The organism is Microbacterium sp. LWH11-1.2 (assembly GCF_038397745.1).
Classification (GTDB): domain Bacteria; phylum Actinomycetota; class Actinomycetes; order Actinomycetales; family Microbacteriaceae; genus Microbacterium.
Genome location: NZ_CP151636.1, coordinates 813,340 through 840,028 on the forward strand (window position 1 = coordinate 813,340; position 26,689 = coordinate 840,028).

Below are 26,689 nucleotides of genomic sequence, written 5' to 3' on the forward strand. Positions count from 1 at the left end.
GATGGGCACCGACGACTCGCACCGCGGCGTGTCGGTGCCTCTGTCTAGGGTGAGGGGATGACGGCCGACCTGCGCACACTCCTGCAGGAGCTGCGCGCGCAGGCGGCGGAACGGGTCAGCACCACGGCCGCGACCCTCGACGAACTCACGCATGATCGCGAGGGCTCGAACGACGACGACGAGCATGACCCCGAGGGCGTCACCCTGTCATCCGAATGGTCGCGTCTGACGGGTCTGGCCGAGGCCGCGGCATCCGAACTGCGGCAGGTCGACGAGGCGATCGCTCGGATGGATGCCGGAACGTACGGCGTCTGCGCGAACTGCGGTCGGCCGATCCCGCCGGCGCGCCTCGAGGTGCGGCCGTTCGCCGTCCACTGCGTCGCCTGCGCCGAGAAGCTCGGCCGCTGAGAGCGATCGGCGTACCCTGAGGGCGTGAACGGAGGAGCCGTGACCATCCACCCCAGAGACGTGAGCCGCGACGAAGACATCGAGGGTCGTCTGCTCGGCTCGCCCGTGAGCATCATGCGCGAGTACATCACCACTCCGGGCCGCGGGCCTCGACTGCACCGGCATCCGTACGCCGAGACATTCGTGATCCACCACGGCCGCGCGCTGTTCACGGTCGGCGAGGAGCAGGTCGTGGGCGTGGGCGGGCAGATCCTCGTCGTCCCCTCGCTCGTCACCCATCGCTTCGAAGTGCTCGACGGCGGCACCTACGAGGCCACCCACGTGCATGCGAGCGACCGCTTCATCACGGAGTGGCTCGAGTAGATCCGGCCGAACCCGACGTCGGCGTGCGCGAGTAGCATCCCCTCATGGCAATCAGACTTGAGAACGTCGGCATCGCCGTGCGCGACCTCGACGAGACGATCTCCTTCTTCTCCGACCTCGGGCTCTCCGTGCTCGGCCGCGACGAGGTCAGCGGAGAATGGGCCGACACGGCCGTCGGCCTCGACGGCAACCACGCCAGGATCGCGGTGCTCCAGACGCCGGACGGCCAAGGCCAGATCGAGCTCTTCGAGTACATCCACCCCGACGCGATCGAGACCGAGCCCACGCTGCCCAACGAGATCGGGATGCACCGCATCGCCTTCGCGGTCGACGACATCGACGAGTCGCTGGCGATCGCCGCCCGGCACGGCTACCACCCGCTCCGTGGCGTCGCGAACTACCAGGACGTCTACAAGCTCACGTATCTCCGCGGCCCCAGCGGCATCCTGGTGATGTTCGCGCAGGACCTCACGAAGAGCTGACCATCCCGCGCCAGATCAGCTCGGTCGCTGCCCGGAGGCGCGCGACCACCACCGGCTCGCTGATCCGATCCCCGCGCACGACCAGCCGTCCCAGCGGATGGGGCGCCGCGGTCTGGCTACGATTCCTGTGTGGACAAGCAGACGACGACCGCCCTCCTTCGCGCGCACTTCTTCCCGCTCCTGAAGGCGCAGGGGTTCGCGCGCAACGGGGACGTGCTGCGCCGCGCCGACGACCCGGTCGTGCACGTCGTCGAGGTCGTGCACCAGCCGCGGCGCGGCGTCTTCCGCATCGACGTGGGCGTGCATCTGACTCTGTTGGGCGACATCTCCGGTCACGTCATCGATCCGACGAAGATCCGCGAAGCGGACTGCGCCTGGCGGTCGTCGATCATCCCCGGGTTCCGCAACAATCACGACCCCGACTTCGTCTACGGTTCGACCGCCGAGGAGGCGCAGGAGTCGGTGTCGTTCCTCGTCTCGGAGTGGGACCGGCAGTCCAGCGCCTTCTTCGGCCGGCTCGCCACCTGGCCGCAGGACTTCCACGAGGCGGCGCGCGCGGCAGTGGTCGATCCTCCGCATCCGGCCCACCTGCTCACCTGGGCGCGGGTCGCGGCGCTGGCCGGTGACCTCGAGCTCGCCCGTCGCTGCGCCGAGATCTCCCTGCCGAGCGTGCCCGAGCGCGCGACCGGGCTTCGTGCCGACCTCGAGGCGATCGTGAACGACCCGAGCACGGCGGTGCCGCAACTGCGCTGATGGTCCTCGGCGGTACGCGTCGTCGGGAGGAGTTCGCCGCGTCGGGCGGAGGTTTTCCGTGCGCACGTCCGCCCGACGGCGGGAACTCCTCCCGAACGAGTGGGCCGAGGCGATCCCTACCCCGCGACGGCCTCCGCGATCGCGGCACCGAGCTCGACCGTGGTCGCCGTGCCGCCGAGGTCGGGGGTGAAGGGCGCGACATCCGCTCCGCGGGCGAGCACGTCCTCGATCGCGGCGAGCACGGCGGCTCCGGCATCCGGGTGGCCCAGGTGCTCGAGCATCATGGCGCCGCACCAGATCTGCCCGATCGGGTTCGCGATGCCGCGCCCGGCGATGTCGGGAGCCGAGCCGTGCACAGGCTCGAACAGGCTGGGGAAGTCACCTTCGGGGTTGATATTGGCGCTCGGCGCGATGCCGATCGTCCCGGTGCAGGCGGGACCGAGATCGGAGAGGATGTCGCCGAACAGGTTGCTCGCCACGACCACGTCGAACCAGTCGGGGTGCAGCACGAAGTTCGCCGTGAGGATGTCGATGTGGAACTGGTCGCGGCGCACCTCTGGGTAGTCGGCGCCGACCGCGGCGACGCGCTCATCCCAGTAGGGCATCGAGATCGAGATGCCGTTGCTCTTGGTCGCCGACGTCAGGTGCTTGGCCTCGCGGCGCTGCGCCAGGTCGTACGCGTAGCGCAGCACCCGGTCGACGCCGGTGCGCGTCATCACGGTCTCCTGCAGCACGAACTCGCGGTCGGTGCCCTCGAACATCCGGCCGCCGATCGAGGAGTACTCCCCCTCGGTGTTCTCGCGCACCACGTAGAAGTCGATGTCGCCCGGCTCACGACCGGCGAGCGGCGAGACCACGCCGGGCATGAGCCGCACCGGCCGCAGGTTCACGTACTGGTCGAACGCGCGCCGGAACTGGATGAGGCTCCCCCACAGGCTCACGTGATCGGGCACGACGTCGGGCCAGCCGACCGCCCCGAAGTAGATCGCATCGAAGCCGCGCAGCGTCTCGAACCAGTCGTCCGGCAGCATCCGCCCGTGCTGCTGCCAGTACGTCGCGCTCGCGAAGTCGAACTCCGTGAACTCGAGGTCGATGTCGAATCGGGACGCCGCGGCGCGCAGCACCCGCAGCCCTTCCGGCATCACCTCGGTGCCGATGCCGTCTCCGGCGATCACGGCGATGCGGTGGGTGGTCGTCATGGGGTTCCTTCCGGTTGCAGCAGGGCGATCGTTCCGGTCGAGGCGGGGGTCAGAGAACGTCGAGCTCGTCGGGGTGATGGCAGGCGACCCGGTGGGTGCCGCCGTGGTCTTCGAGCTCGGGCACCACCTCGGCGCACACCTCGGTGGCCTTCCAGCAGCGGGTGCGGAAGCGGCATCCGCTCGGCGGTGACACCGGACTCGGCACGTCGCCGGTCAGCACGATGCGCTCGCGCGCCCGCTCGGCCCGCGGGTCGGGAACCGGGATCGCCGACAGCAGCGCCTGCGTGTACGGATGCCGGGGCCGCTCGTACAGGTCGTCGACGGGTCCTTCCTCCACGAGCTTGCCGAGGTACATGACTCCGACGCGGTCGCTGAGGTGTCGCACCACGGACAGGTCGTGCGCGATGAACAGGTACGTGAGCCCGAGGTCGCGCTGCAGGTCGTCGAGCAGGTTCAGCACTCCGGCCTGCACGCTCACATCGAGGGCGCTGACGGGCTCGTCGAGCACGATCACCTCGGGCTCCACGGCGAGAGCCCTGGCGATGCCGAGCCGCTGCCGCTGACCTCCGGAGAACTCGTGCGGGAAGCGGTCGGCGTGCGCGGGGTTGAGCCCGACCTGCGCGAGCAGCTCCTCGACCCGGCGCTCGTGCTGACCGCGGTGCAGCCCGTGGATCGCGAGCGGCTCGGTCAGCGTCGCCCGCACGGACTTGCGCGGGTTGAGCGAGGCGTACGGGTCCTGGAACACGAACTGCACGCGCCGGCGCAGCGCCCGCAGCCGTCCGCCCTCGACGCCGGTGATGTCATCGGCGCCGAGCCGGATGGAGCCCCCGTCGCTGGTCTGCAGGCGGGCGACGCTGCGGCCGAGCGACGACTTGCCGCATCCGCTCTCGCCCACGAGGCCGAAGGTCTGTCCGCCGTCGATCGAGAGGCTGACGTCCGACACGGCCTGCACGACGTCGCGGGTCCGGCCGAAGAGACCGCCACCGACCTTGTACTCCTTGACGAGGTTCTGCACGGTCAGGCTCGTGCTCATGACGCCGCCTCCTTCTGCCATTCGTCCACGCGCACGCAGGCCGCTGTATGCCCGGAACCCACCGGCACCGCGGGCGGAACCGCGACATCGCACAGCCCCGCGACCGCGTGCGCGCAGCGCGGAGCGAAGCGGCACCCGGCAGGCCATGCGGTCGCCACCGGCGGCTGACCCGCGATCTGGTACAGCCTCTCGTCGCGCGACGCGCGCCGGTCGATCCGCGGCAGCGACGCCAGGAGCCCTGCCGTGTAGGGGTGCGCGGTCTCGTAGAAGAGCGGATCGACGTCGGCCGTCTCGACCAGCCCGCCCGCGTACATGACCATGACCCGGTCGGCGGTGCCGGCGACGACGCCGAGGTCGTGGGTGATGAGCAGCACCGTCGTGCCGGTGCGGCGCTGCACCTCGCGCAGCACCTCGAGCACCTGCGCCTGCACGGTCACGTCGAGCGCGGTCGTCGGCTCGTCGGCGATCAGCAGGTCGGGTTCGTTGGCGATGCTCATCGCGATCATCACGCGCTGGCGCATGCCACCCGAGAACTCGTGCGGGTAGCGGTCGACGCGCAGTTCGGGCGAGGGGATGCCGACGACGTCCAGCAGCTCGACCGCCCGCGCCTTCCGCTCGGCCGGGGTGGTGTCGGGACGGTGCACGCGCACGGCCTCGATCAGCTGCTCGCCGACGCGCATGACCGGGTTGAGAGCGGTGAGCGCGTCCTGGAAGACCACGGCGATGTCCTTGCCGCGCACCTCGCGCAGCGCGGCATCCGACATCCCCACCAGCTCGGTGCCCCGGAATCTGATCGACCCGGTGACGACCGCCTTCTTCGGCAGCAGCCCCATGATCGCCATCGCGGTCATCGACTTGCCGGATCCCGACTCCCCGACGATCCCGACCGTCTCTCCCTCGCGCAGCACGAACGACACGCCCTCGATGGCCCTGGCGAGTCCGGCATCCGTCGGGAAGCTGACCGACAGATCCTCGACCTCCAGCAGCACCTCGCCGCCGCTCACAGGTTCTTCCCCTGCGGGTCGAGCGCATCGCGCAGTCCGTCGCCGATGAAGTTCACGCACAGCACGGTCACGAGGATGAAGAGTCCGGGGAAGTACAGCAGGTACACCTGCGGGGTGCCGACGTAGCCTGCGGCCTGGCTGAGCATCGAGCCCCAGCTGGTCTGCGGCGGCTGCACCCCGAACCCGAGGAAGCTCAGCGTCGACTCCGCGATGATCGAGGATGCCACGGCCAGGCTCATCGCGACCACGATCACCCCGGCGAGGTTCGGCAGCAGGTGCGAGACGACGATGCGGATGCCGGATGCTCCGATGCCGCGTGCCGCGTCGATGAAGTCCTTCTCGCGGAGGGACAGCACCTGCGCCCGCACGACCCGGGCGATGTAGGTCCAGCCGAGCGCCGTGAGCGCGAGGACGATGGTCGTCGGCGAGGGCCCGAGCCCCTGCAGGATCACCGCGAGCAGGGCGATCGCGGGGACGATGAGGAAGAGGTCGGTGATGCGCATGATGAGCTCGCCGATCCAGCCGCCGACGTAGCCCGAGATCGCGCCGAGGGCCGTGCCGACGACGGTCGCGAGCAGGGCGACGGCGAGGCCGATCGCGAGCGAGATCTGGCCGGAGAAGAGGATCTCGCTGAGGTAGTCGCGGCCGAGCTCGTCGGTTCCGAGCCAGTGCGCCCCCGAGGGCGGGGTGGGCCCGGTGAGGAGGTCCTGCTGCCCCTGCGGATAAGGAGCGATCCAGCCGGCGCCGAAGCACGCGATCAGCAGGATCACCAGCACGATCAGGCTCACCACGCCGAGTCGGTGCCGCAGGAAGCCCTTCAACAGCTGACGGGTGGGCGCCTTCTGCGGCTCCTGCTCGGCGAGCAGCTCCTCGCGCCCCGCGATGCCGGCACCGCTCATGACAGTCTCACTCTCGGGTCGAGCACCGCGTAGGCGATGTCGGCGACCAGGTTGCAGATCACGACCGCCACGGCGACCACGATCATCCAGGGCAGCAGCACGAACACGTCGCCCGCGACGAGCGACTGCAGGAACAGACGCCCCATGCCGGGGATCGCGAAGATCTGCTCGGTGACCACGAGCCCGCCGATGAGGATCGCCGCATCGAGCGCGACGACCGTGACGAACGGGGCGAGCGAGTTGCGCACCGCGTGCCGCCAGATCACCTGGCGGCGCGGCACGCCCTTCGCCCGGGCCGTGCGCACGTAGTCGCTCGAGAGCGCATCGAGCATCGCGGCACGGCCGAACCGGCTCCACGACGCGATGAGGGCGATCATGAGCGCGGCGACGGGCAGGATCAGATGGCGGATGTAGTCGAGCACGCCGGTCTGCCCCGGCGAGTTGAGCCCGATGAAGTACAGCGGCGGCTCGCTGAGCCCGAACGCCTCCTTCGGCCAGACCGCGAACGTCTGGATGAGGATGAGGCCGAACCAGAACGCCGGCATCGCGATGCCGAGGTACGAGGCACCCGTGAGCAGATTGTCGCCCAGGGAGTACTGCCGCACCGCCGAGTAGACGCTCACGCCGCCCGCGATGAGGACCGCGATCAGCAGCCCCCAGAACGCCAGCTGCAGCGTGGGCCACAGCGCCTCGCCGATCAGCGGGAGCACCGGGGTGCCGGTGCGGGTGCTCAGACCCCAGTCCCCGACGACCATCGACCGCAGCCAGAGGAAGTACTGCTCGGGGATCGAGCGATCCAGGCCCAGCCGCTCGATCTCGCGGGAGAGAGCGGTCGGATCCTGCGCCAGGCGGAGCTTGGCGAGGGGGTCGAACGTCGCTCGCACCGCCCAGAACAGCACGAAGGAGGCGACGAGGATCACCGGGATCGAGTAAAGCACCCGTCGTGTGATGAACGTGATCATGACGTCGCCTCCTTCCTGTCCGCGTCCGTGTCCGACCGCGGGCTCAGCCCGCGAGTCCCCACTCGGCGAGGTTCCAGAACGGACCCTCCATGGGGTTGATCTGCAGCGGACCGCCGATCTTCTCGTCCCACAGCAGCACGTTCGGCACGGTGTCGAGCGGGAGAGACGGCACGTTCTCGGCGATCAGCGCGTCGGCCTCGTGCGAGACCTCGATGCGGGCATCCGTGTCGATCTCGTTGTCGACCTGGCTGAGCAGATCGTCGAGTCCGGGGATGTTCGTGCGATAGAAGTTGATGCCGGAGAAGCCGTTCGCCTCGCTGGGGATGTTGACCGACGAGAAGGTCGCGCTGAGCGTGGGGTCGGCGAAGGTGTCGACGAGCGCCCAGATGCCGGCCTGGAAATCGCCCTCGGGAGCGATCGTGCCGAACAGGTCGGCAGGGGTGACCTGGTCGATCGTCATCTCGAATCCGGCATCCGCCAGCTGCGACTGCAGCACCTGCACCGTGAGGTCGCGGCGCTTGTTGCCGGCGAGAGTCTTGATCGAGAAGGTCGCGGTCTCGCCGCCCTTTGCCCAGACGCCGTCGCCGTTCTTCTTCCAGCCGTCGCCCTCCATCAGCTCGTCGACCTTGTCGAGATCGAGCGAGTACTGCGAGAAGTCGTCGGATGCGAACGGCGCGACCATGGGCGAGTTGAAGCTCTGCTGCGCCTCATCGATGCCGAGGCTGCCGAACAGGCGCTTCACGATGGCGTCGCGGTCGATCGAGTAGGCGAGCGCCTGGCGCACGGCGACCGAGTCGAAGGGGGCGGCGGCGTTGTTCAGCCAGATCGCCTCGAGGTTGCCGCTGCGGGCGTCGACCTGGGACTTGATGCCGGGGAGCCCCGCCTCGATCTGCGTGAGGGCGTCGAGCTGCGGCGACGGGTAGAGGGCGCTGACCTGTCCGCTCTTGAGGGCCTGGAACGCGGCGGTCGTGTCGGGGAGGAAGAGGAACGTGACCTTGTCGAGGTGCGGCTTCTCGCCCCAGTAGTTCTCGTTCGGCACGAGCGTGACCGAGGTGCCCCTGGTCCACTTCTCGATCTTCCAGGGCCCGCCGCTGAAGTCGTAGCCCTCGGCCATGATCGCCGCGCGATCCTGACCCTCGAGCAGGTGCGAGGGCATCACGCCGTACACGCTGAAGAGCGTGCGCCATCCCGCATACGTGGAGTTCAGCGTGACGACGACGGTCTTCGGATCGCTCGCGTCGATCGCGGTGATGCGGTCGTAGCCGGTCTTGTCGAAGATGTCGTCGCCGTCGCGGATCTGCAGCGCGGTGTACTCGAAGTCGGCCGAGGTGATGGGCTCGCCGTCGGACCACACCGCGTCGGGGTTGATCTCGTAGGTGATGGTCTGCGTGCCGTCGGCGGCGACCTCGGTGGTGGGCTCGCCCGTGACGAGATCCGAGGCCACCGGCTGCCACTCGTCGTCGACGAGGCGGGTCTGGAAGACACCGGGCATGGTCGGGATCTGCATGATGTACGAGCCCCAGATGGAGCCGCCGCAGGTGGCGATCCAGTCGGTGCAGTCCGGCTCCTGCTCGGCGCCGATGACGATCTCGCCGCCGTCGACGACGGCGACCTCCTCGTTCGTCTCGGTCGGGGCGGGCGACGGGCTGCAGGCGGCCAGGGAGCCGATGAGCGCGGCCGCGGTCAGAGCAGCGAGGATGCCGCGACGGGAAGGCCGGGAAGAGGGTACAGCGGTGCGAAGCAGTGATTTCGACATGGACGGATCTCCAGTGAGCGTGCGACGAAGGAACAGTGCAAGAGGTGCTGTGGTGCGGGTGGTGGTCTGACTCTAGAGCCGACCGGAAGAGATAGCAAGCACTTTAGTCAATGTTCATGACTAGGAGCGATGCCAGTGGCGTCCCAGCGCTCTCCGGCAAGGGTGCGGAGGGCCAGTTCCTGCATGCGGCGCTGGTCGTGAGCGGCGCCTTCGAGCCCGGTGGGCTCATGCCCGCCCTCGAAGATGTCGAGCACGGCGTCCCCGCCGCCGGCGCGCAGCCGGTCGACGTAACCCTGCACGCCCACCACCGGGGTGCGGGTGTCGATCGAGCCCTGATTGATCCAGACCGAGGCGCGCACGTCATCGAGGTACGAGATCGCCGAGAAGCGGGAGACGAGCTCGGGCGGGACCCACGAGCTCCAGACCGAGCGCACGGCCGGATTCATGGCCTGGATGGTCACCGACCAGTCGGCGACCGCCACGTGGGCGAGGCCGCCGGCGAACAGCTCCGGAAGCCGGCCGACGCTCAGCAGCGTCATGTGACCGCCATACGAGGCACCGGTGATGAAGGTCGATGCGGGGTCGGCGAGACCCTGCTCGCGGAGCCAGGCGATCGCTGCGGCGACGTCCTCGATCTCGCGGTCGCCGCCGACGTTCCAGAATCCCTCGCGGAAGTCGCGGCCGAAGGTCACGGAGCCGCGGTAGTTGAGCGACGCGAAGGCGAAGCCGGCCTCCAGCCACGCCTGCGCGGCCGGGTCGTACCGATCGACCGTGACCAGGTTCGGCCCGCCGTGGATCTCGAGGATCGTGCCGATCGGCTCGCGATCGGCGGGGCGCCCCGACCACAGCTGCACCCGGGTGCCGTCGGCGCTCGTGACCAGGGTCGAGGCGAGCGGCCGCCCCGGCGGCACGGGCGCGGGGGCGATCAGCGTCGTCTCGGTGCCATCGTCGGCGATCTCCGTGACGTGCAGCGGCACCGCCCAGCTCGAGCGCAGGGCGCGGACGGCGCCGCTCGGCGCGTAATACGACGTCCAGTAGTGCGGATGCAGGTTCGCGACGTCGGGCTCCACGAAGCTGCCGCCTTCGCGCACGATCCGCACCGAGCCGTCCGCCTCGTCGATCTCGAGCAGACGATGGATGCCGGCGTCGACGTGCACCGCGAGGAGGCGCCCGCTCGGCGCATGCCAGTCGAGCGCGATCACCTCTCCGGCGAGCGCGGGCAGGTCGAAGTCCTGACGGGCGCCGGTACGGACGTTCCAGATCGCGGGACGCGAGAAGCCGCTCCGCTCGGTGTTGAGCAGCAGGCGCTCGTCGCCGGGGAGGGACGAGAACCGCACCGCGCGGACCGGGCCGTCGGGGAGGTCGTCGAGCGTCGCGACGGTCCCGCCGGTCGCGGCATCCACCACCGTGATGCGAGGACGACGGATGCCGGGATTGTGATCGGTCGTGTCGATCGACACCAGCGTCGCGTCGGACGAGGGCTTCCCGAACCAGGCCTCGATCGGGTTCGAGTACACGACCGTCGGCTCGCCCCAGGGGGCAGCCGGGATCGTCAGCACATGGAAGCCCTCCTCGTCGACGACCGTGGCGATGAGCGCGGAGCCGTCGAACGAGAACTCCAGCCCGCGGAGGACATAGGGCTCGCGTCCGGGCGTGAGCGCGATGCGCTCGGATCCGTCGACGGATGTCGCGACGAGAGCACCGACCTCGGAGCCGCCGCCGTCGTCGAGGTCGACGACCCAGCGCCCGTCCGGCGCGACGATCGCCCCCATGCTCACCGCGAACGGCAGCAGCTCCCCCGGGGCATCCGGCGCATGCCAGAGGCGTCCGCGCGCGCCGTCGGGGTGGTTCTCGACCACGAGAGCCGCGTCGGACCCGCCCGCGGCGGGGCGCACGGTCATGAGGTACGGCACGGCGAAGCGCTGATCGATCGTCGCTGCCGTCGAGTCTTCCGGGGTGTGCAGCATCCTTGCTTCTCCTCGTCGTCGCCAATGCCGTTGACTATAGCATTGGCTACGTCATCGGACCAGGGATCCCGGCATTGTCGACGAGCATGACAGGAGCCGTGACCAGCGTGGGGTACCGTGATCTCTGCGCGAACGATGCGCGATGACGACAGCGGAACGGAGCATCTCGATGGCGACTCGGAAGGCCGCAGGTCCGGCGAAGGCGCCGACCCGCACGAGCGGCAGCCCCGCACGTCCTCGCCGCGCACGCGACTCGCTCAGCCGCGAGATCATCGTGGCCGCCGCGGACCGCGTCGTGGAGCGCGACGGCCTCGATCGCCTGACCTTCCAGGCCATCGGCGAAGAGCTCGGCGCGCACCCGACATCGATCTACCGGCACTTCCGCGACAAGGACGAGCTGCTCCTCGCGCTCATCGACACGCTCCGCGCCCGCTCCTACAGCGGGGGAATGGTCGAGACCGACGACTGGATGGCCGATCTGCGCACCCAGGCGCACCTCATCCACGGCCACTACATGCGCTACCCCGAGTTCGCGCTGCAGATGGCGCTGCGCCGCCCGACGGACTTCTCGTCGATGGAGTTCTCGATCGGAGCCCTCCGCCGCGGGGGCTACGACAAGGAGCAGGCGGCGCTGTACGCCCGCGCGCTCGGACAGCTGATCCGCTCGGCATCCAGCATCCAGGCCGCGCTCACGGCGCTCCCCGCCGACGTGCAGGACGCCGACGAGCTCACCTGGCAGATGGACTACCGTCGGCTCGATCCCGAGGAGTTCCCGAACATCGTCTGGGCCGGCGACAGCCTTCCGGGCGTGCGCGACCCGCGGGCCTGGGAGTCGGCGCTCGAGCTGCTGCTGGAGAGCATCGAGCGGCACGCACCCGGCGCCTGAGCCTCAGGTGCTCTGCGGTCGGGCAGCGGTGGCGATCAGGCATCCGTTCCGAGCATGCACACGTTGTGAGCACTCACCGCGAAGGAGATCTCACGCTTGGGAGGAGCATCCGCTCCCAAACCGCCTTCATTGCGTGAGATCTCCTCCCGAACTTGCGCCGCGGATGCCGCCACGGCAGGCGCCTGCGCTCCGGATGCCACCGCCGGGGAGAGCACCCACTACGGAGGAGATCTCACGCTTGGGAGGAGCATCCGGGCTCAAACCTCCTCCGTATCGTGAGATCTCCTCCCGAACGTGCGCTGCGGATGCCGCCGCGGCAGGCGCCTGCGCTCCGGATGCCACCGCCGGGGAGAGCACCCACTACGGAGGAGATCTCACGCTTGGGAGGAGCATCCGGGCTCAAACCTCCTCCGTACCGTGAGATCTCCTCCCGAACGTGCGCCGCGATCAGCCGCCGGCCGTGAGCTCGTCGAGCATGCCGGTGAGCAGCTCGATCCGCTCCATCATCGAGTCGATCGACACCCACTCGTGGTCGGCGTGCGCGCCCGCGCCGCGTGGCCCGAGGCCGTCGAGCGTGCGCGCCCCGACCGCCGCCGTGAAGTTGCCATCGGATGCTCCACCGGCCGAGACCGCCTCGACGTCCGGATGCCCGAGACGCGCGGCGACCCGTCGGGCGCAGTCGAGCAGCTCGGCCGAGGAGCTCTCCTCCATCGGCGGACGGTTGATGCCGCCCGAGACCGCGACGCTGACGCCGTCGGTGTGCGCCCCGAGCCGCTGCATCTCGACGTCGACGCGCTCGAGCTCGCCCAGCGTCCAGGCGCGTACGTCGACGCGCACCTCGGCGTGCTCGGGGATCACGTTGGTCACCGTCCCCGCCTGGGCGACCGTCGGACTCACGGTCGTGCCGGCCTCGGCATCCGCCAGCTCCGGCAGGGCCAGCACGTGATGGGCGAGCTCGGCGAGAGCACTCCGGCCCTTCCACGGCTCGAGCCCCGCGTGCGCCGCGCGCCCGGTGAAGGCGATCCGATAGATGCTGCCGCCGCGGCGGGCGATCTTGAGCGCTCCGTCGAGACTCGGCTCGAGCACCAAGACGGTGCCCGCACGGGCCGCCTCCCGTTCGATCAGGGCGCGCGAGGTCAGCGAGCCGACCTCCTCGTCGCTCGTCAGCAGGACGGCGACCGCCCCCGGCCGCGCCACCTGTGCGAGCGCCGCCGCCATGATCACGATGCCGGCCTTCATGTCGAAGACCCCCGGTCCCGTGGCGCGGTCGCCGTCGATCCGGAACGGCCGGTCGACGATCGTCCCCTTCGGGAACACGGTGTCGAGGTGACCGATCAGCAGCACCGCGGGCGCCTCGCCTCCCGGCCAGCGCAGGTGCGAGATGCCGTCGACGGTCTCGATGATCCCCGGCTCGCCCATCACCGGATCGAGCCAGGATCGCACGAGCTGCTGCGCGGTCGCGAGGCCGACTGCGTCGCCCGTGGGCGTCTCGATCGACACGAGCTCGGCCAGGCGCTCGACCGCGAGCGACCGCGCGCTCATGCCGCGGCCTCGGTCGCCGCGAAGAACTCCCTGAGCGCGGCGGCGGTGACCGCCGGTGCCTCTTCGGCCAGGTAGTGGTCGGCCTCGACCGCCGCACCCGTGACCCCGGGGGCGTAGGGCGCCCAGGTCGCGAGCACGTCGAAGTTCCGACCCACATAACTGTGCGCACCCCAGAGCGCGACCGTCGGACAGTCGACGGTGCGGCCGGCTTCCCGATCCGCGCGGTCGTGGTCGAGGTCGATGGTCGCCGCGGCCCGGTAGTCCGCCCCCGAGGCGAACACGGTGTCGACGTCGAAGCATCGCAGGTACTCGTCGTACGCATCCGGGAGCCGGTCGCCGTCGTGCCGCCTGCCGGTGAACCTGCTGCGCAGCCAGGTCTCACGATCCGCGCCGATCAGCGCCTCCGGCATCCCGTCGTCCCGCGCGAGGAAGAACCAGTGGAAGTACGCCGTCGCCATCGCCCGGTCGACGTTCTCGAACATGTGCAGTGTCGGCACGATGTCGAGCACGGCCAGCGCCGACACGGCATCCGTGTGATCCAGCGCCATCCGATGCGCGACGCGTCCGCCCCGGTCGTGGCCGACCACGGCGAAGCGGGGAAAGCCGAGCTCGCGCATCAGGATCACCTGGTCGCGGGCCATCTCGCGCTTGGAGTAGTGCGCGCCACGGGGCTTCGCCGAATCGCCGTAGCCGCGCAGATCAGCCGCGACGACCGTGTGGTCCACGGCCAGGGCCTCGGCGACGTCGTCCCACATGGCCTTCGTCTCGGGGTAGCCGTGCAGCAGCAGCACCGCAGGACCGGCGCCACGCACCTCGGCCGCGATCCTGATGCCGTCGCAGTCCACCGCGACCTGCGTGCGGGGTGTGGTCATCGTCGTCCCACTCTCGGAGAAGTCCAGTCAACAAGTCAATCTCGTTGACTATAGCAATGACCAGAGCGCCGGGATAGCCCGGGATCCGACGAACCCGACGTCAGAGTGCGGCGAACCCCGCGGCGGCGCACGCGATGCCGACGCCGAGCAGGACGGGAGCTGCGAGGATGCCGCACCAGAAGCTCCGCGCCGCGGGCTCATCTTTCACGACCGCAGCGACCACGGCATCCGTGACCAGCAGCACTCCGACGAGGAAGTAGATCGGCTGCGCGAAGACCCACGCCAGCGGGAGGAAGTGGATGCCGACGACGCCCAGCACGAGCGGCGCGATGAGGTCCTGCCGCTTGCGCCTCGCCGCCCAGATCGCCAGCACCACGATCGCGATCACCTCGAGCCAGAAGATCACGATGTACCAGATGAACGCCGGTCCGCCCACGACGATGGCGGTCGGCGACGACCAGTTGCGGATCACGGCCGGCACGCTGACCCCGGCGAGCGCCGCACCGCCGAGACTCAGCACACCGAGCACGACGCGCCATGCCCCGTGCTTCGGCGGTCGCTCCTGGCCCCACCCCGCCCACACGAATGCGGCGACCCCGAAGATCGCGCCGGTCATCAGCAGGTCGCGCGGGAACTCGGTGATGATCATGCGGCCCAGGCTAGTCGGGTGCGCGGTCGCCGGTCAGGAGGGATTCCGGTCGCCGACCGCGGCGACGAGCCGCGACATCCCGGGTGCCGACGTGTCGACCCTCAGCGTCGTGCCGGCGGAGGAGCGCACCACCAGCATCCGTCTTCCCCACCGATCGACCGTGCGGTGCGACACGATGTCGCGGTAGCGGATGCTGCGCTCCGCGCCGAGGACCGTGCGGAAGGCGATCGCGTCGACACCGGGCAGCACGTACCGGTTGCGGTACGCGAGCAGCACCAGCAGACCGACGACGAGCAGCACGACCGACGCGATGCGGAACGGCATCGGGTCGCGCATGTCCCCGCTGCCGAATCCCAGCAGCGAGGCGACGACCGCGAGGGCGAGCAGCACCCCGGCGGTGATGGCGACGAAGCGGGGCAGACGGATGCGGGCGTCCGGGGCCTTCCCGCGCTTCGAGCGACCGAAGAACGAGCGCACGAGCACGATGACGAAGACGAGCGCCGACGCGAAGAGGACGATCTTCAGCACGAAGGCGGGGATCATCCTCCGACGGTATCAAGCGCCGGGGCGGTGGCGGCATCCGCTGCGCCTCTCATGGTTCGATAGAAGGGTCCGTCCCGCACACGAGGAGCACCGATGACGCCGCACAGCCCGATCGTCGTGATGGGTGTCTCGGGCGTCGGCAAGACGACCATCGGCGAGGAGCTGGCGCGACGCCGAGGCACCCGGTTCCTCGATGCCGACGACCTGCACAGCCCGGCGAACATCGCCAAGATGAGCGCCGGCATCCCGCTGGTCGACGACGATCGCTGGCCCTGGCTCGACCTCGTCGGCGCCGCGCTCATCGCCGAACCCGGCGTCGTCGTCGCGTGCTCGGCGCTGCGGCGCGTCTACCGTGACCGCCTGCGGGCGACGGCTCCCGCGACCCTGTTCGTGCACCTCGCCGCCGCACCCGAGAGAGTCGCCGCACAGGCGGAGGCGCGCGAGGACCACTTCATGCCGCCGGCCCTGCTGCGCTCGCAGATCGCCACGCTCGAGCCGCTCGGCGATGACGAGCACGGTGTCACCGTCATCGTGGATGCCGACCCCGATGAGCTCGTCGACCGCATCCTGGGTCTTCTGGCAGGTGAGCGGGAGCAGTCCGAGAAGTAGGCTGATCCCATCATGCAAGAGTTCTGGCAGTGGGCGGGCAGCTACTGGTGGCTCATCTTCCCCATCATGGGGATGGCCGGTGGCGCCGCGAAGGCCTGGGAGCAGAGCGCGAAGCGCCGTCATGAACGGCGCCTCGAGACCCTGAAGATGAAGGCCCAGCTGAAGACCGCCGAGATCGAGGCGAGGGCACTGACCCAGCAGGCGAAGCGCCGCGGGCCGTCGGTCGTCGACACCACGGCGTCCGTCGCTCCGAACGATCTGCTCGTGCGCCTGTTCGCCGAGCACGACGAGATCACCGCCCGCTGGCTGGACTACGAGCTCGACGTCGCGAAGCTGATCGCGTTCCCCGCCATGAGCGACGGCCGTCAGCCGCTGACCGCCGCGTTCCTGCGGGCCAAGAAGACGGCGGATGCGCTGCGCCCGGCATCCGCGGAGGCGAAGGTCACCGAGCATCAGGTGGCCGAGTACCTGCAGGCCGTGGGCGACTACGCGGTCGCGTTCGAGATCGCCGAGAAGGACGCCCGGCGCCTGCGCGACTCGACGTTCACCGAGCCGGAGCGCAAGCGGCTCGAGCGCGCACAGCAGCTGCTGAAGGTCGCGGTCGACGAATCGGCGACGCAGGCCGAGCGCAATGTCGCCTACAAGCGCGTGCGCGAAGAGCTCGACGGTCTCATCCTGCTCTCCGACGATGCGGTCACGGTGCTCGAGAAGCAGGTGGCGAAGGAGCTGTCGGCACCGGTCGTCACGCCGGAGCCTCCCGCCGCCCCCGAGCCCGAGCGGATGCCGGTCGCCGAGCCCCTGCGCCCCGCCCCGCCCGCGCGCCGAGAAGGCGCATGAGTCCCGACGGCGCTGCGCGCCGCCGGACGGTCGTCATCACCGGTGCATCCGACGGGATCGGCGCGGCCGCTGCCCGGCAACTCGCGGCATCCGGAGATCGTCTGCTGCTCGTCGGCCGGTCGCCCGAGAAGACCGCGGCGATCGCGCGCGAGACGGGAGCCGAGCACCTCACCGCCGACTTCGCCCGCCTCGACGATGTGCGGGCACTGGCGGAGGAGATCGCGGGCCTGGTCGGAGACGACGGCATCGACGTGCTGGCGAACAACGCCGGCGGGATCTTCGGAGATCAGACGCCGACCGTCGACGGTTTCGAGAAGACCATCCAGGTGAACCATCTGTCGCCGTTTCTGCTGACGAACCTGCTGCTGCCGCAGCTGCGGAAGGCGGATGCCGCGGTCATCAACACCTCGAGCGTCGGCCACCGCCTGTTCGGCCACATCGACGTCGACGACCTCGACAACCGGAAGAAGTACAGCGCCAACAAGGCATACGGCGACGCGAAGCTCGCGAACGTCCTGTTCACGAAGAGCCTGCACACGAAGTTCCACGCCGAGGGCCTGAGCGCGGTGGCCTTCCACCCTGGCGTCGTACGGACGAACTTCGCGGCCGAGTCGTCGAGCGTGATGCGACTGATCTACCGCACGCCCCTCAAGCACCTGCTCACGATCGGCACCGACAAGGGCGGCGAGACGCTGCGCTGGTTCATCGAGGGCACGCCTGATGAGACCTGGTTCTCCGGCGCGTACTACGACGAGCGCACGCTGAGCACCCGGGTGAATCCCCAGGTCGACGACGCCGAGCTCGCCGAGGCGCTCTGGCAGAAGAGCGCGGAGCTCGTGGGTATCCCAACGATCTGACGCGATGACGCGTACACCTGGAGGGCGAGTGCGAAGGTACCGCTGGCTGCTCATCACGATTCTCTCGGTCGTCGTCGTGGCCGTCGTCACGACCCTGGCCCTCATGTTCCCGGTGCGGAAGCAGGGCCAAGCACGCGTGGAAGCCGAAGCGAGCCTCCCCCTCCTCCTGATCCCGGAGAAGTACAGCGATCCCGCAGGTATCGGGGAGATGCGGCTCGAACCGGACGGCGTCGCACAGCTCACGGACTTTCCCGTCGGTGATGTCGATGTCGTCGAGAACTGCATCGAATGGGACAGCGCGAAGCCCTTCACGGGAACAGCCGAATGGTCGGCCGATCGAAAACTGAACATCACGATCACCAGCGAAGACGGCTCGGTCATCATCGGCCCCTACAGTCCGAGTTTCGGGGATATCGTCTGGTATCGCTTCGGCATGTCGTTGTGCGATGACGATCGTGTGGTCTGGTACTCGTCGACACCCGCGACTCCGTAGACGACGTCTTCTGTCGCACCAACCGTCAGCATCCATCCACGGAGGGAACATCATGCTCATCGATCTCACCGGCAAGACCGCACTCGTGACCGGCTCGACCCAGGGCATCGGGCGGGCGATCGCCACCGCGCTGGCGGATGCCGGAGCGCGCGTCGCCGTCAACGGACGCAGCGCCGACACCGTGGCATCTGTCATCTCCGACCTTCAGGGCGAGCGGTCCGAGCGCGACCTGCTCGCCGCGCCCGGCGACGTGACCGACGAGGCCGGTGCAGACGCCGTGCTCGCCGCGACCGGCGACATCGACGTCCTCGTCAACAACCTCGGCATCTTCGGCGCGACACCCGCGCTCGACATCACCGATGACGAATGGCGCCGCTACTTCGACGTGAACGTGCTCGCGGCGGTGCGCCTGATCCGCTCGACCCTGCCCGGCATGAAGGAGCGCAGCTGGGGTCGGGTGCTCAACATCGCGAGCGACTCGGCGGTCGTGATCCCGGCCGAGATGATCCACTACGGCATGTCGAAGACCGCGCTGCTGGCCGTCTCGCGCGGGTTCGCGAAGGATGCCGCCGGCACCGGCGTCACCGTCAACTCAGTGCTCGCCGGCCCGACCCACACCGGCGGCGTCGAGGACTTCGTCTACGAGCTGGTCGACAAGGCGCTCCCGTGGGACGAGGCGCAGCGCGAGTTCATGAAGCTGCACCGGCCGCAGTCCCTGCTGCAGCGACTCATCGAGCCCGAGGAGATCGCGAACATGGTCGCATACCTGTCCTCGCCGCTCGCCTCCGCGACGACCGGGGCCGCGGTGCGCGTCGACGGCGGCTACATCGACTCGATCGTGCCGTAGCCGGTTCGCATCCGGTCGTCGAGCGAGCCGCACGCGAGACGAAACGCCTCTTCCGGTTTCGAGGAGTAACATGGCCCCTCGGGTCGTCCGACCCGAAGAGAGTCCGAAAGGCGGTGATGGCGATGTCCGGTGATAGTTACGACGCCGCCACCGCTGCGTCGCGACTCCCTGCGCTTTCGCGTTGAGCATCCGCTCCGCGTTCTCGCACGTCCTTCCGCAGCGTCGGCGGCGTCTCCCGCCCCTTGACGAATCTGCGCACGGAGCTCTCTGCTGCCGTGCGCCTGCTGGAACGGAGCCGCATCATGGCCCTCATCGACAACGGCGTGTACGTCCACGGACGTCGCGTGGAGACCCCGAAGAACCTGGACGAGACGTACCGGATGCTGGATGCCGCCGGCGGCACCGCCTGGATCGGTCTCTACCGTCCGAGCCCGGAGGAAGTCGCGTCGGTCGCGCGCGAGTTCGACCTGCATCCGCTCGCCGTCGAGGATGCCCTGTCGGGCCACCAGCGGTCGAAGGTGGAGCGCTACGGCGACACGCTCTTCGCGGTGCTGCGCCCCGCGCGCTACCGCGACAAGGAGGAGTCGATCGAGTTCGGCGAGCTGCACCTGTTCGTCGGCCCCGACTTCGTGGTGACGATCCGCCATGCCGAGTCGCCGGACCTCGCCGCCGTGCGCCGGCGCATGGAGGCCAACCCCGACCTGCTCGCCATGGGTCCCGAGGCCGTGCTCTACGCGATCCTCGACGAGGTCGTCGACGGGTACGAGCCGATCGTCGCCGGTCTGCTGAACGACATCGACGAGATCGAGGACCAGCTCTTCGGCGACAGCGACGACGACCAGCTCTCCCGCCGCATCTACGAGCTCTCGCGCGAGGTCATCAACTTCCAGCGGGCCGTGCACCCCCTCAGCGGGATGCTGGAGTGGCTGCGCCGCGGGTCCGAGAAGTACCGCATCGACGAGGAGCTGCAGCGGTCGCTGCGCGACGTGCTCGACCACACGATCCGGGTGAACGAGCGGGTCGACTCGTTCCGCGCGATCCTCGAGAACGCGCTGACCGTGCACTCCGCGCTCGTCGCCCGCCGCCAGACCGAGGCCGGGCTCGCGCAGAACGACGAGATCAAGAAGATCTCCTCGTGGGCGGCCATCATCTTCGCGCCGACGCTCGTGGGCACGGTGTACGGCATGAACTTCGAGGTCATGCCCGAGCTGCACTGGGCCTTCGGCTACCCGATGGCGATCGGGGCCATGGCCGCGTTCGCCGTCGCGCTGTACGGGGTGTTCAAGTACAAGAAGTGGCTCTGAGCCGGGCGCCCCGGCATCCGTCAGTGCGTCACGTCGTAGACGACCTTCACGACTCCGTTCGCGTACGCGGCGGACTCACGGAGCGAGAGCTCCTGGCCGCGCGGGCCGGACGGGAAGATCGTCTTGCCGGAACCCAGCAGCACGGGGAACACCAGCAGGTTGTAGCGGTCGATGAGGTCGGCCTCGGCGAGGCGCAGGGCGAGCTCGGCGCTGCCGTGGATGAAGATGCCTCCTCCTTCGCCGTCACGCAGCCTCGCGACCTCGTCGGTCGAACGGAGGATGCTCGTCTCACCCCAGCCGTCGACCAGATCCTCTTCGGCGAGCGTGGTCGACACCACGTACTTGGGCAGATCCCGATACGCGGCGTGGTCCTCTGAGTCCCGCCAGAACGGTGCGAAGGCCTCGTAGCTGCGGCGCCCGAACAGCAGCGCCGTGGTGTCGGCCAGCTCCTCGCCCTTCAGCGAGTAGGCGTCGGCGTCGAACGGTGTGCGGAACACCCACCCGCCGTTCGGGTGACCTTCGACCGCGCCGCCGGGGGAGTCGACGATGCCGTCAGCGGTGATGAATCCGGTGTAGACGAGTTCGCGGGTCATGCTCTTCCTCCTGGTCGGGGTCGCCGTTCGACCCTCTCATCATGACGTCGAACGGAGACCGCCGAAATCGACATCCCGCATCCGAAGGACTTGACCTTGACACCGTGACAAGGTGTGAGATGGCTGATGGAGGTGGTCCCATGACCGACGACGACCGCGAATCCGCTGCGGTGGGGCAGCTCAGCGCTGCCCTGACGGCCGAGTCCGCATCGACGCGCCTGCAGGCGGCGATGACGGCCGGCACGCACCCGCGCACCGCCTACGTGCCCGTGCTCATCGCGCAGTGCCGCACGGAACCGGACTTCTCCGTGCGGGAGACGCTCACGTGGGCGCTGACCCGTCACGATCGTCAGGTCACCGTCGAGCTCCTGCTGCCCGAGCTCGACTCGACCACGGCACAGGCGCGCAGTCAGGCGCTGCACTCGCTGTCGAAGATCGGCGACCCGCGCGCCTGGCCGGCGATCACGACGACGCTACTCACCGACGACGACACCGAGGTCGCGCGAGCCGCGTGGCGCACGGCCGCCGGTCTCGCCCCCGACGACGAGAAGGAGCGGCTCGCCGAGGTCCTCTCCACGCAGTTCGCCCGCGGCGACCGCGACCTGCAGCGCAGTCTGAGTCGGGCCTTCGCGGTGCTCGGCGCGCCGGCGGCGGCAGCGGTCGAGAAGGCGGCGACGTACCCCGCACCGGAGGTGCGCATCCACGCGATCGCGACCGCGCACGTGATGGAGAATCCCGACGACGGCTTCGACGCCGCCGTCGCCGAGGCCCAGCGCATCGTCGCACTGCGCGCGGCGCCGCGGACCGAGGAATGAGCATGCTGATCGGCGAGGTGGCGCAGCAGACCGGCATCAGTGCACGGATGCTGCGCCACTACGACCGCATCGGGCTCGTCTCGCCGACGGAGCGCACGGCCGCCGGGTACCGCCGCTACTCGGATGCCGACGTGCAGCGCCTCTTCCGGGTGGAGGGTCTGCGGTCGCTGGGGCTGGGTCTCGCCGAGATACCGGCGGCCCTCACCGACGAGCACTTCACCACGCGCGGCATGATCGATCGGCTCCTCGAGCGCTCGCGCGACCGCCTCGCCCGGGCGCAGGAACTGGTCTCCCGGCTGGAGCAGGTGCACGCGTCGGAACCCGAGGCCTGGCCCGACGTGATGCGCACGATCGGGCTCATGCGAGGCTTCGAGGCGCAGGATGCGTCCACCCGCCAGCGACACGCGCTCTCCCTGCCGGACGGTGACGGGCGCGATGTCGGCGTGCTGGTCGAAGCCGTTCTCCGCGAACAGGATCCCAACGCCGCCGGCGCTATGGCCTGGGCCGTGGCACGCGCGGGCGACACGGCGATCCCTCTGCTCACGGTCGCTCTCGACTCACCGGACGACGACCGGCGACATCGGGCCCTCCGGGCGCTCGAGAAGATCGGCTCCCCTGCCGCTCTGCAGGTGCTGACCGGCCTCGCCGAGCACCACGATCCGCTCCTCCGCGCCCGCGCGCACCTGGCCCGCGGGCGCTCGGGCGACGCCGAGTCCATCGACGCGATCGTCGAGCTGATCGTCCTCGGCACCGGGGACATCGAGGCCCTCGAGGTCCTCGAGGGCCTGGCGGCGTCGGACGACCTCGCGCCCCGGATCGCACATGCCCTGGCGGCCGCCGCGGCATCCGACGACCCGGCGGTTCGACGTCGCCTCGCCGGCGCACTCGGATCCCTCCCCGGCGACGGCGCGTTCACCGCGCTCCGCGAACTCGCGGAGGATCTGGAGCCGTCGGTCGCCCTGACGGCGAGGGCACTGCTGCACGCCGCGCCGTCACAGCGCGCGACCCGCGCCGGGCGACCCGCGCCCGGCTGAGCGCACCGCGGCTGCCCGCACCCGGGCCGAGCGCACCCGTGCGGGTATGCGCGGCCCGGGTGCGCGCGGCCGCCTCACTGCGGGGCGGAGCCGTCCCGATCCCTGACCTCGATGTTGGCGATCTCGAGCTCGTCGTCGAGCTGCACCAGGATCCGCGAGTCGGGGAACTGCTTCGGCGCATCGAAGGCGAGCAGCACGGCATCCGCGAAGACGACGACCGAGGTCGCCTCGAGGTCGTCGCGCAGGTCGACCTGCTCGATCACCGGCTCGTCGTCGACCGCCTCGTCGATGTCGTCGGCGACCTCGTCGATCACGGCCCGCCAGCGGGTCTCGTTCACGGACAGGATGCGGGCGAGGGCGGCGACGAGCTCCTCGCCGTCGAGCGCGTCGTCATCGTCGTCGAGCTCGGGGTCGACGTTGACCGTCACGACGGTGCCGGCGGCGTCGATGCTCGCACGCCCGTAGATGAGGCCGTTCTCGGCGACCGGTTCATCGAGCAGTCCACTGTCGACGATACGGGCGAGGAGGTTGTCGAGAAGCGGGGAGGTCATGAGACCAGTCTTTCGCATCCGGCCGCCGTGCGGGCGGCCGGATGCGGAGACGCGCGATCCGGGATCCGGCTACTGCCGCGAGCCGATCTCCTCGATCGGCCGCGTTCGCATCGCGGCGATCGTCGCCACCCAGAGCGACAGCAGCGCGAGCGCGCCCATCGACCCGATGATCGCCAGCGACGGGAGCACCGGCAGCGCCGGGATCGGCTGACCGGAGATCCCGATGCTCATCCCGATCAGCGGCGGCACGGCCACCAGCACTCCGAAGACGACGGCGATGGTCGCGACCATCATCGCCTCGACGCGCATCATCGCCCGCACCTGTCGCCGCGAGGAGCCGATCAGCTGCAGCAGCGCGAGCTCGCGCGACCGCTCCCCTGTGGCCATGACGAGCGTGTTGATGACGGCGATCGCGATGTACCCCAGGATCACGATCAGCGCCACGAGATTCACCCAGCCCTGCTGGGACTGCGCGTCGGCACCCGCGGCCTTCTGCCCGCGCGCATCGGCCGTCAGCAGCCCCGCGTCGACGAGAGCCGCGCGCACCTGGTCGAGAGCGCCGTCGTCGACGGCCACGAGGGCGAAGGCGTCCAGCCCGGTCGTGGTGTGCTCGCGCACCGCTTCGACATCCATCGTGAGGTCGCCGAAGCCCAGACCGCGCTCGTAGATCGCCACGACAGTCGCCTCGAGCGGCATCCCGTCGCCGAAGCGGCCGGTGACCGTGTCGCCGATCCCGACGCCGAGGGTCTGCACAGCATCCGTGCTCACCGCCACGGTCGATCCGTCGTCGAGCCCACCCAGCGTGCCCTCCTGCACCTGCAGGTCGAGTGCCGTGTCGACCGACGCCGGGTCGACGCCCTGGAGCACGTGCTCCCCGCGCTGCACCTTGCCCTCGAAGTCGAGGGAATCGATGATCGCACTGCTGATCGCGATCCCGGAGGCGCCCGACACCCCGGGGATCGAGCTGATCATCTCGATGGATGCCGGGCTGAGGCCCGCGGATGCCGTGACGCGGAGGTCGGCCGTGACACCGGCCTGCGCCTGCGCGGCGGCCTCGCTCGCGATGACCGCGGGGGCGCCGATCTGCACCAGCCCCAGGCCGATGCCCAGGGCGATCGGGAGGATCGCGCTGGCGAGCCGACGGCTGTTCGCCGCCGCGTTCGCCGCCGCCAGGAACCCGGCCGCGGACAGCCGCCGCAGCACGGAGCCGATCAGGCGCACACTGAGCGACACCAGCCACGGCCCCAGCAGCGCGAGCGCGACGATCAGCATCATCGCCGCTCCCGCCGAGGCGCCGGCCGCGTATTCGCCGCGCACGACCAGCGGCACGGTCGACACGGAGATCCCGGCGGTCGCGAACACGATGCCGGTGATGATCCGCGGCAGTCCGCTCGCCGCGGGGCCCGTGGCCGATTCCCGCAGCGCCTCGATCGGGTCGAGCTTCGCGGGTCGCCGAGCCGCGATGCGCGCCGCACCCCACGCGGCGCCGAGCACGAGCAGCACGGCGCCGACCGCGGGGATCGGACCGATCGCCAGAGCGAAGTCGCCGGGGATCACGCCGCCCGACACGAAGGCTCCCTGCAGCACGGTCGAGAGCAGGTAGCCGGGAGCGATACCCGCGAGCGCGGCGATCACTGCGACGGACAGCACCTCGCGGGCGACCAGTGCATGGACCTGCTTCGAGCTCGCGCCGACCGCGCGGAGCAGGGCGTAATCCCGACGGCGCGACTGCACCGAGAGCGAGAGCGTGCCGGCGACGATGAACATCGCCACGAGGATGCATGTGCCGACGAAGGCGCTGCCGATCGCGATGAGCGTCGACCGTGCGGCCCCGGAGTCGAGGAACTCGATGTCGCCTCGGCCGTCTCCTGTCTGCGCGGCGACGCCGGGGAGCGCCTCGCGGATCGCGGCGGCGGCGCGGTCGGCCTCGCCGGGAGCGGTGAACACTCCCAGCACCTGCGCGGCGCCGCCGTGCGGGTCGAGCTGGCCGATGCGCTCCTCGGTGAGGAAGACGTGGCTCGCGCGCTCGGGCACGACCGGACCGTCGACGACGCCGACGACCCGGTACTCGGCCGTGACGCCGCCGTGCGAGAGGGTCACGGCGTCGCCCACGGCCTCGCCGGTGACGGCCGTGACGACGACCTCGTCGGCGGAGGCCGGCTCCCTGCCTTCGCGCAGGACGAACCCGGTCAGGGTCGTCGAGGCCCAGGAGTGCGCCTCGACGGGTGCCGCATCCTCACCCGCGGTGAGCGGGACCGTGACGTCGGAGACGACGCTCTCGACACCGTCGATCGCGGCGATCTCCTGCGCGGCATCCGTGGGAAGCGGAGCGCGCTCGCGGAGCGGGAGCGGCATGTCTTCCGGGACGTCGACGTACTGCGAGGAGCCGACGACCACGTCGACCTGGGTGTAGCGCTCGGGGGCGAGCCCACCGCGGATGCCGGATTCGACGAGCACGCCGAGCCCCGTGACCAGGATGCTCGCGACGAAGATCGCCACCGCCACCCCGGCGAAGCTGGCGCGGTTGTGGCGCAGATCGGCGCGCACGAGGCCGCCGAAGCTCAGACGCTGACCGGTCATCACCACTCCCCGAGCGAGCTCATGCGATCGGTGATCTGCGCGGGGCTCGCCCCATCGAGGTGCCCGGCGAACGAGCCGTCCGCGAGGAAGATCACGCGGTCGGCGTGCGAGGCCACGACCGGGTCGTGCGTCACGACGACGACGGTCTGGTCGAGCTCCTTCGCCGTGTGCGCGAGCAGGTCGAGCACCTGCTTGCCGGACCGGGAGTCCAGCGCTCCCGTCGGCTCGTCGCCGAAGACCACGTAGGGGCGGGTGATCAGCGCGCGGGCGATCGCGACGCGCTGCTGCTGGCCGCCGGAGAGCTCGGCCGGACGACGCAGCCGCCGATCGCGGAGCCCGACCGCGTCGAGCAGGAAGTCGAGCCACCCCGGGTCGAGCCGGCGACCGGACAGCCGCAGCGGGAGCGTGATGTTCTCCTCGACGTTCAGGGCGGGGAGCAGGTTGTACGCCTGGAAGACGAAGCCGACGTGGTCGCGACGGAACGCCGTGAGCTGCGCGGGGCGCAGACCCGAGATCTCGGTGCCGCCGAGCCGCACGGTGCCGCTGGTGGGCTTGTCGAGGCCGGCCGCGCTGTGCAGCAGCGTGCTCTTGCCCGAGCCGGACGGGCCCATGATCGCGGTGAACGAGCCCTTCGCCAGGACGAGATCGACGCCGCGGAGCGCCGACACCGCGCCGACACCGGCGCCGTAGGTCTTGACGACGGATTGCAGGCGCAGCGCCTCGGCCGGACGAGCGTCGACGGCGGATGCGAGTGATGTGGAGGTCATGCTTCGACGCTACGAACAGCGGCGGCGCGGTCCCATCCCGCTGTCCACCGGAACGATGGTGGTGCTGGCTATACCGCGCCGGCA

Annotated in this window: 28 protein-coding genes; 13 read left to right on the forward strand and 15 right to left on the reverse strand. The window is 70.0% G+C overall.

Annotation, left to right across the window (positions count from 1 at the left end):
- Positions 1-57 precede the first annotated feature (57 nt).
- The 4 genes from MRBLWH11_RS03790 (at position 58) to MRBLWH11_RS03805 (ending at position 2,006) form a co-directional block, all read left to right on the forward strand.
- Entirely contained in the window at positions 58-408 is a 351-nt protein-coding gene (locus tag MRBLWH11_RS03790; RefSeq protein WP_341946757.1) for a TraR/DksA C4-type zinc finger protein, read from the forward strand.
- 24 nt (positions 409-432) lie between these two features.
- A complete protein-coding gene (locus tag MRBLWH11_RS03795) occupies positions 433-771 on the forward strand; it encodes a cupin domain-containing protein (RefSeq protein WP_243408962.1) in 339 nt (112 codons plus the stop codon).
- Positions 772-815: 44 nt separating this feature from the next.
- The gene (locus tag MRBLWH11_RS03800) at positions 816-1,253 is read left to right on the forward strand and encodes a VOC family protein (protein ID WP_341946758.1); all 438 of its coding nucleotides are present in this window, start codon (positions 816-818) and stop codon (positions 1,251-1,253) included.
- Positions 1,254-1,382: 129 nt separating this feature from the next.
- Positions 1,383-2,006, forward strand: a complete 624-nt coding sequence (locus tag MRBLWH11_RS03805; protein WP_341946759.1) for a hypothetical protein — start codon at positions 1,383-1,385, stop codon at positions 2,004-2,006.
- 116 nt (positions 2,007-2,122) lie between these two features.
- On the opposite strand, the gene MRBLWH11_RS03810 is transcribed toward MRBLWH11_RS03805, so the two are convergent.
- The 7 genes from MRBLWH11_RS03810 to MRBLWH11_RS03840 all read right to left on the reverse strand — a co-directional run bounded on the left by MRBLWH11_RS03810 (position 2,123) and on the right by MRBLWH11_RS03840 (position 10,826).
- Complete coding sequence (locus MRBLWH11_RS03810) at positions 2,123-3,205, reverse strand: tartrate dehydrogenase (RefSeq protein ID WP_341946760.1); 1,083 nt, start codon at positions 3,203-3,205, stop codon at positions 2,123-2,125.
- Between the two features lie 49 nt (positions 3,206-3,254).
- Positions 3,255-4,238, reverse strand: a complete 984-nt coding sequence (locus tag MRBLWH11_RS03815) for an oligopeptide/dipeptide ABC transporter ATP-binding protein (protein ID WP_341946761.1) — start codon at positions 4,236-4,238, stop codon at positions 3,255-3,257.
- Positions 4,235-5,242, reverse strand: a complete 1,008-nt coding sequence (locus tag MRBLWH11_RS03820; protein ID WP_341946762.1) for an ABC transporter ATP-binding protein — start codon at positions 5,240-5,242, stop codon at positions 4,235-4,237. Before MRBLWH11_RS03820 ends, MRBLWH11_RS03815 begins: the two co-directional genes overlap by 4 nt.
- Complete coding sequence (locus MRBLWH11_RS03825) at positions 5,239-6,141, reverse strand: ABC transporter permease (RefSeq protein ID WP_341946763.1); 903 nt, start codon at positions 6,139-6,141, stop codon at positions 5,239-5,241. Before MRBLWH11_RS03825 ends, MRBLWH11_RS03820 begins: the two co-directional genes overlap by 4 nt.
- On the reverse strand, positions 6,138-7,103 hold the full coding sequence (locus MRBLWH11_RS03830) for an ABC transporter permease (RefSeq protein WP_116636198.1): 966 nt from the start codon (positions 7,101-7,103) through the stop codon (positions 6,138-6,140). Before MRBLWH11_RS03830 ends, MRBLWH11_RS03825 begins: the two co-directional genes overlap by 4 nt.
- 43 nt (positions 7,104-7,146) lie before the next feature.
- Complete coding sequence (locus tag MRBLWH11_RS03835; protein ID WP_341946764.1) at positions 7,147-8,859, reverse strand: ABC transporter substrate-binding protein; 1,713 nt, start codon at positions 8,857-8,859, stop codon at positions 7,147-7,149.
- Positions 8,860-8,966: 107 nt separating this feature from the next.
- Positions 8,967-10,826 (reverse strand): prolyl oligopeptidase family serine peptidase, encoded by a 1,860-nt coding sequence (locus MRBLWH11_RS03840; RefSeq protein ID WP_341946765.1) that lies wholly within the window; start codon positions 10,824-10,826, stop codon positions 8,967-8,969.
- A 142-nt stretch (positions 10,827-10,968) separates the two neighbouring features.
- Between MRBLWH11_RS03840 and MRBLWH11_RS03845 the strand changes: the two genes are divergently transcribed.
- Positions 10,969-11,712, forward strand: coding sequence for a helix-turn-helix domain-containing protein (locus tag MRBLWH11_RS03845; protein WP_341946766.1), 744 nt, complete (start codon positions 10,969-10,971; stop codon positions 11,710-11,712).
- Between the two features lie 447 nt (positions 11,713-12,159).
- Here MRBLWH11_RS03845 and MRBLWH11_RS03850 read toward each other — a convergent pair whose 3' ends face one another.
- The 4 genes from MRBLWH11_RS03850 to MRBLWH11_RS03865 all read right to left on the reverse strand — a co-directional run bounded on the left by MRBLWH11_RS03850 (position 12,160) and on the right by MRBLWH11_RS03865 (position 15,318).
- A complete protein-coding gene (locus tag MRBLWH11_RS03850) occupies positions 12,160-13,254 on the reverse strand; it encodes a M20 family metallopeptidase (RefSeq protein WP_341946768.1) in 1,095 nt (364 codons plus the stop codon).
- Positions 13,251-14,126: an alpha/beta hydrolase gene (locus MRBLWH11_RS03855; protein ID WP_341946769.1), complete on the reverse strand. Its 876-nt coding sequence runs from the start codon at positions 14,124-14,126 to the stop codon at positions 13,251-13,253. The genes MRBLWH11_RS03850 and MRBLWH11_RS03855 overlap by 4 nt, the downstream gene beginning before the upstream one ends.
- Positions 14,127-14,226: 100 nt before the next feature.
- Positions 14,227-14,775 carry a hypothetical protein gene (locus MRBLWH11_RS03860; protein WP_341946770.1) on the reverse strand — a complete coding sequence of 183 codons (549 nt, stop codon included), beginning with the start codon at positions 14,773-14,775 and terminating at the stop codon, positions 14,227-14,229.
- A 33-nt stretch (positions 14,776-14,808) separates the two neighbouring features.
- Complete coding sequence (locus MRBLWH11_RS03865; protein ID WP_116636204.1) at positions 14,809-15,318, reverse strand: hypothetical protein; 510 nt, start codon at positions 15,316-15,318, stop codon at positions 14,809-14,811.
- Between the two features lie 93 nt (positions 15,319-15,411).
- On the opposite strand from MRBLWH11_RS03865, the gene MRBLWH11_RS03870 reads away from it, so the two are divergent.
- The 6 genes from MRBLWH11_RS03870 to MRBLWH11_RS03895 all read left to right on the forward strand — a co-directional run bounded on the left by MRBLWH11_RS03870 (position 15,412) and on the right by MRBLWH11_RS03895 (position 20,265).
- Complete coding sequence (locus MRBLWH11_RS03870) at positions 15,412-15,927, forward strand: gluconokinase (protein ID WP_341946771.1); 516 nt, start codon at positions 15,412-15,414, stop codon at positions 15,925-15,927.
- Positions 15,928-15,939: 12 nt separating this feature from the next.
- Positions 15,940-16,764, forward strand: a complete 825-nt coding sequence (locus tag MRBLWH11_RS03875; RefSeq protein ID WP_341946772.1) for a hypothetical protein — start codon at positions 15,940-15,942, stop codon at positions 16,762-16,764.
- On the forward strand, positions 16,761-17,621 hold the full coding sequence (locus MRBLWH11_RS03880) for an SDR family NAD(P)-dependent oxidoreductase (protein ID WP_341946774.1): 861 nt from the start codon (positions 16,761-16,763) through the stop codon (positions 17,619-17,621). Before MRBLWH11_RS03875 ends, MRBLWH11_RS03880 begins: the two co-directional genes overlap by 4 nt.
- A 4-nt stretch (positions 17,622-17,625) precedes the next feature.
- Positions 17,626-18,114, forward strand: a complete 489-nt coding sequence (locus MRBLWH11_RS03885; RefSeq protein WP_341946775.1) for a hypothetical protein — start codon at positions 17,626-17,628, stop codon at positions 18,112-18,114.
- Between the two features lie 52 nt (positions 18,115-18,166).
- Positions 18,167-18,961: an SDR family oxidoreductase gene (locus MRBLWH11_RS03890; RefSeq protein WP_341946776.1), complete on the forward strand. Its 795-nt coding sequence runs from the start codon at positions 18,167-18,169 to the stop codon at positions 18,959-18,961.
- Between the two features lie 302 nt (positions 18,962-19,263).
- Complete coding sequence (locus MRBLWH11_RS03895) at positions 19,264-20,265, forward strand: magnesium and cobalt transport protein CorA (protein WP_282215143.1); 1,002 nt, start codon at positions 19,264-19,266, stop codon at positions 20,263-20,265.
- Between the two features lie 20 nt (positions 20,266-20,285).
- On the opposite strand, the gene MRBLWH11_RS03900 is transcribed toward MRBLWH11_RS03895, so the two are convergent.
- A complete protein-coding gene (locus MRBLWH11_RS03900) occupies positions 20,286-20,858 on the reverse strand; it encodes a dihydrofolate reductase family protein (RefSeq protein WP_341946777.1) in 573 nt (190 codons plus the stop codon).
- Between the two features lie 140 nt (positions 20,859-20,998).
- Between MRBLWH11_RS03900 and MRBLWH11_RS03905 the strand changes: the two genes are divergently transcribed.
- Together MRBLWH11_RS03905 and MRBLWH11_RS03910 are read left to right on the forward strand one after the other, a co-directional pair.
- Positions 20,999-21,673 (forward strand): HEAT repeat domain-containing protein, encoded by a 675-nt coding sequence (locus tag MRBLWH11_RS03905; RefSeq protein WP_341946778.1) that lies wholly within the window; start codon positions 20,999-21,001, stop codon positions 21,671-21,673.
- Positions 21,670-22,707 (forward strand): HEAT repeat domain-containing protein, encoded by a 1,038-nt coding sequence (locus MRBLWH11_RS03910; protein ID WP_341946780.1) that lies wholly within the window; start codon positions 21,670-21,672, stop codon positions 22,705-22,707. Before MRBLWH11_RS03905 ends, MRBLWH11_RS03910 begins: the two co-directional genes overlap by 4 nt.
- 74 nt (positions 22,708-22,781) lie before the next feature.
- On the opposite strand, the gene MRBLWH11_RS03915 is transcribed toward MRBLWH11_RS03910, so the two are convergent.
- From MRBLWH11_RS03915 to MRBLWH11_RS03925, 3 genes are all read right to left on the reverse strand, one after another.
- A complete protein-coding gene (locus MRBLWH11_RS03915; protein WP_116636211.1) occupies positions 22,782-23,258 on the reverse strand; it encodes a cytochrome C5 in 477 nt (158 codons plus the stop codon).
- A 69-nt stretch (positions 23,259-23,327) separates the two neighbouring features.
- Positions 23,328-25,838 carry an FtsX-like permease family protein gene (locus tag MRBLWH11_RS03920; protein ID WP_341946781.1) on the reverse strand — a complete coding sequence of 837 codons (2,511 nt, stop codon included), beginning with the start codon at positions 25,836-25,838 and terminating at the stop codon, positions 23,328-23,330.
- A complete protein-coding gene (locus tag MRBLWH11_RS03925) occupies positions 25,838-26,605 on the reverse strand; it encodes an ABC transporter ATP-binding protein (RefSeq protein WP_341946782.1) in 768 nt (255 codons plus the stop codon). The genes MRBLWH11_RS03920 and MRBLWH11_RS03925 overlap by 1 nt, the downstream gene beginning before the upstream one ends.
- Positions 26,606-26,689 lie beyond the last annotated feature (84 nt).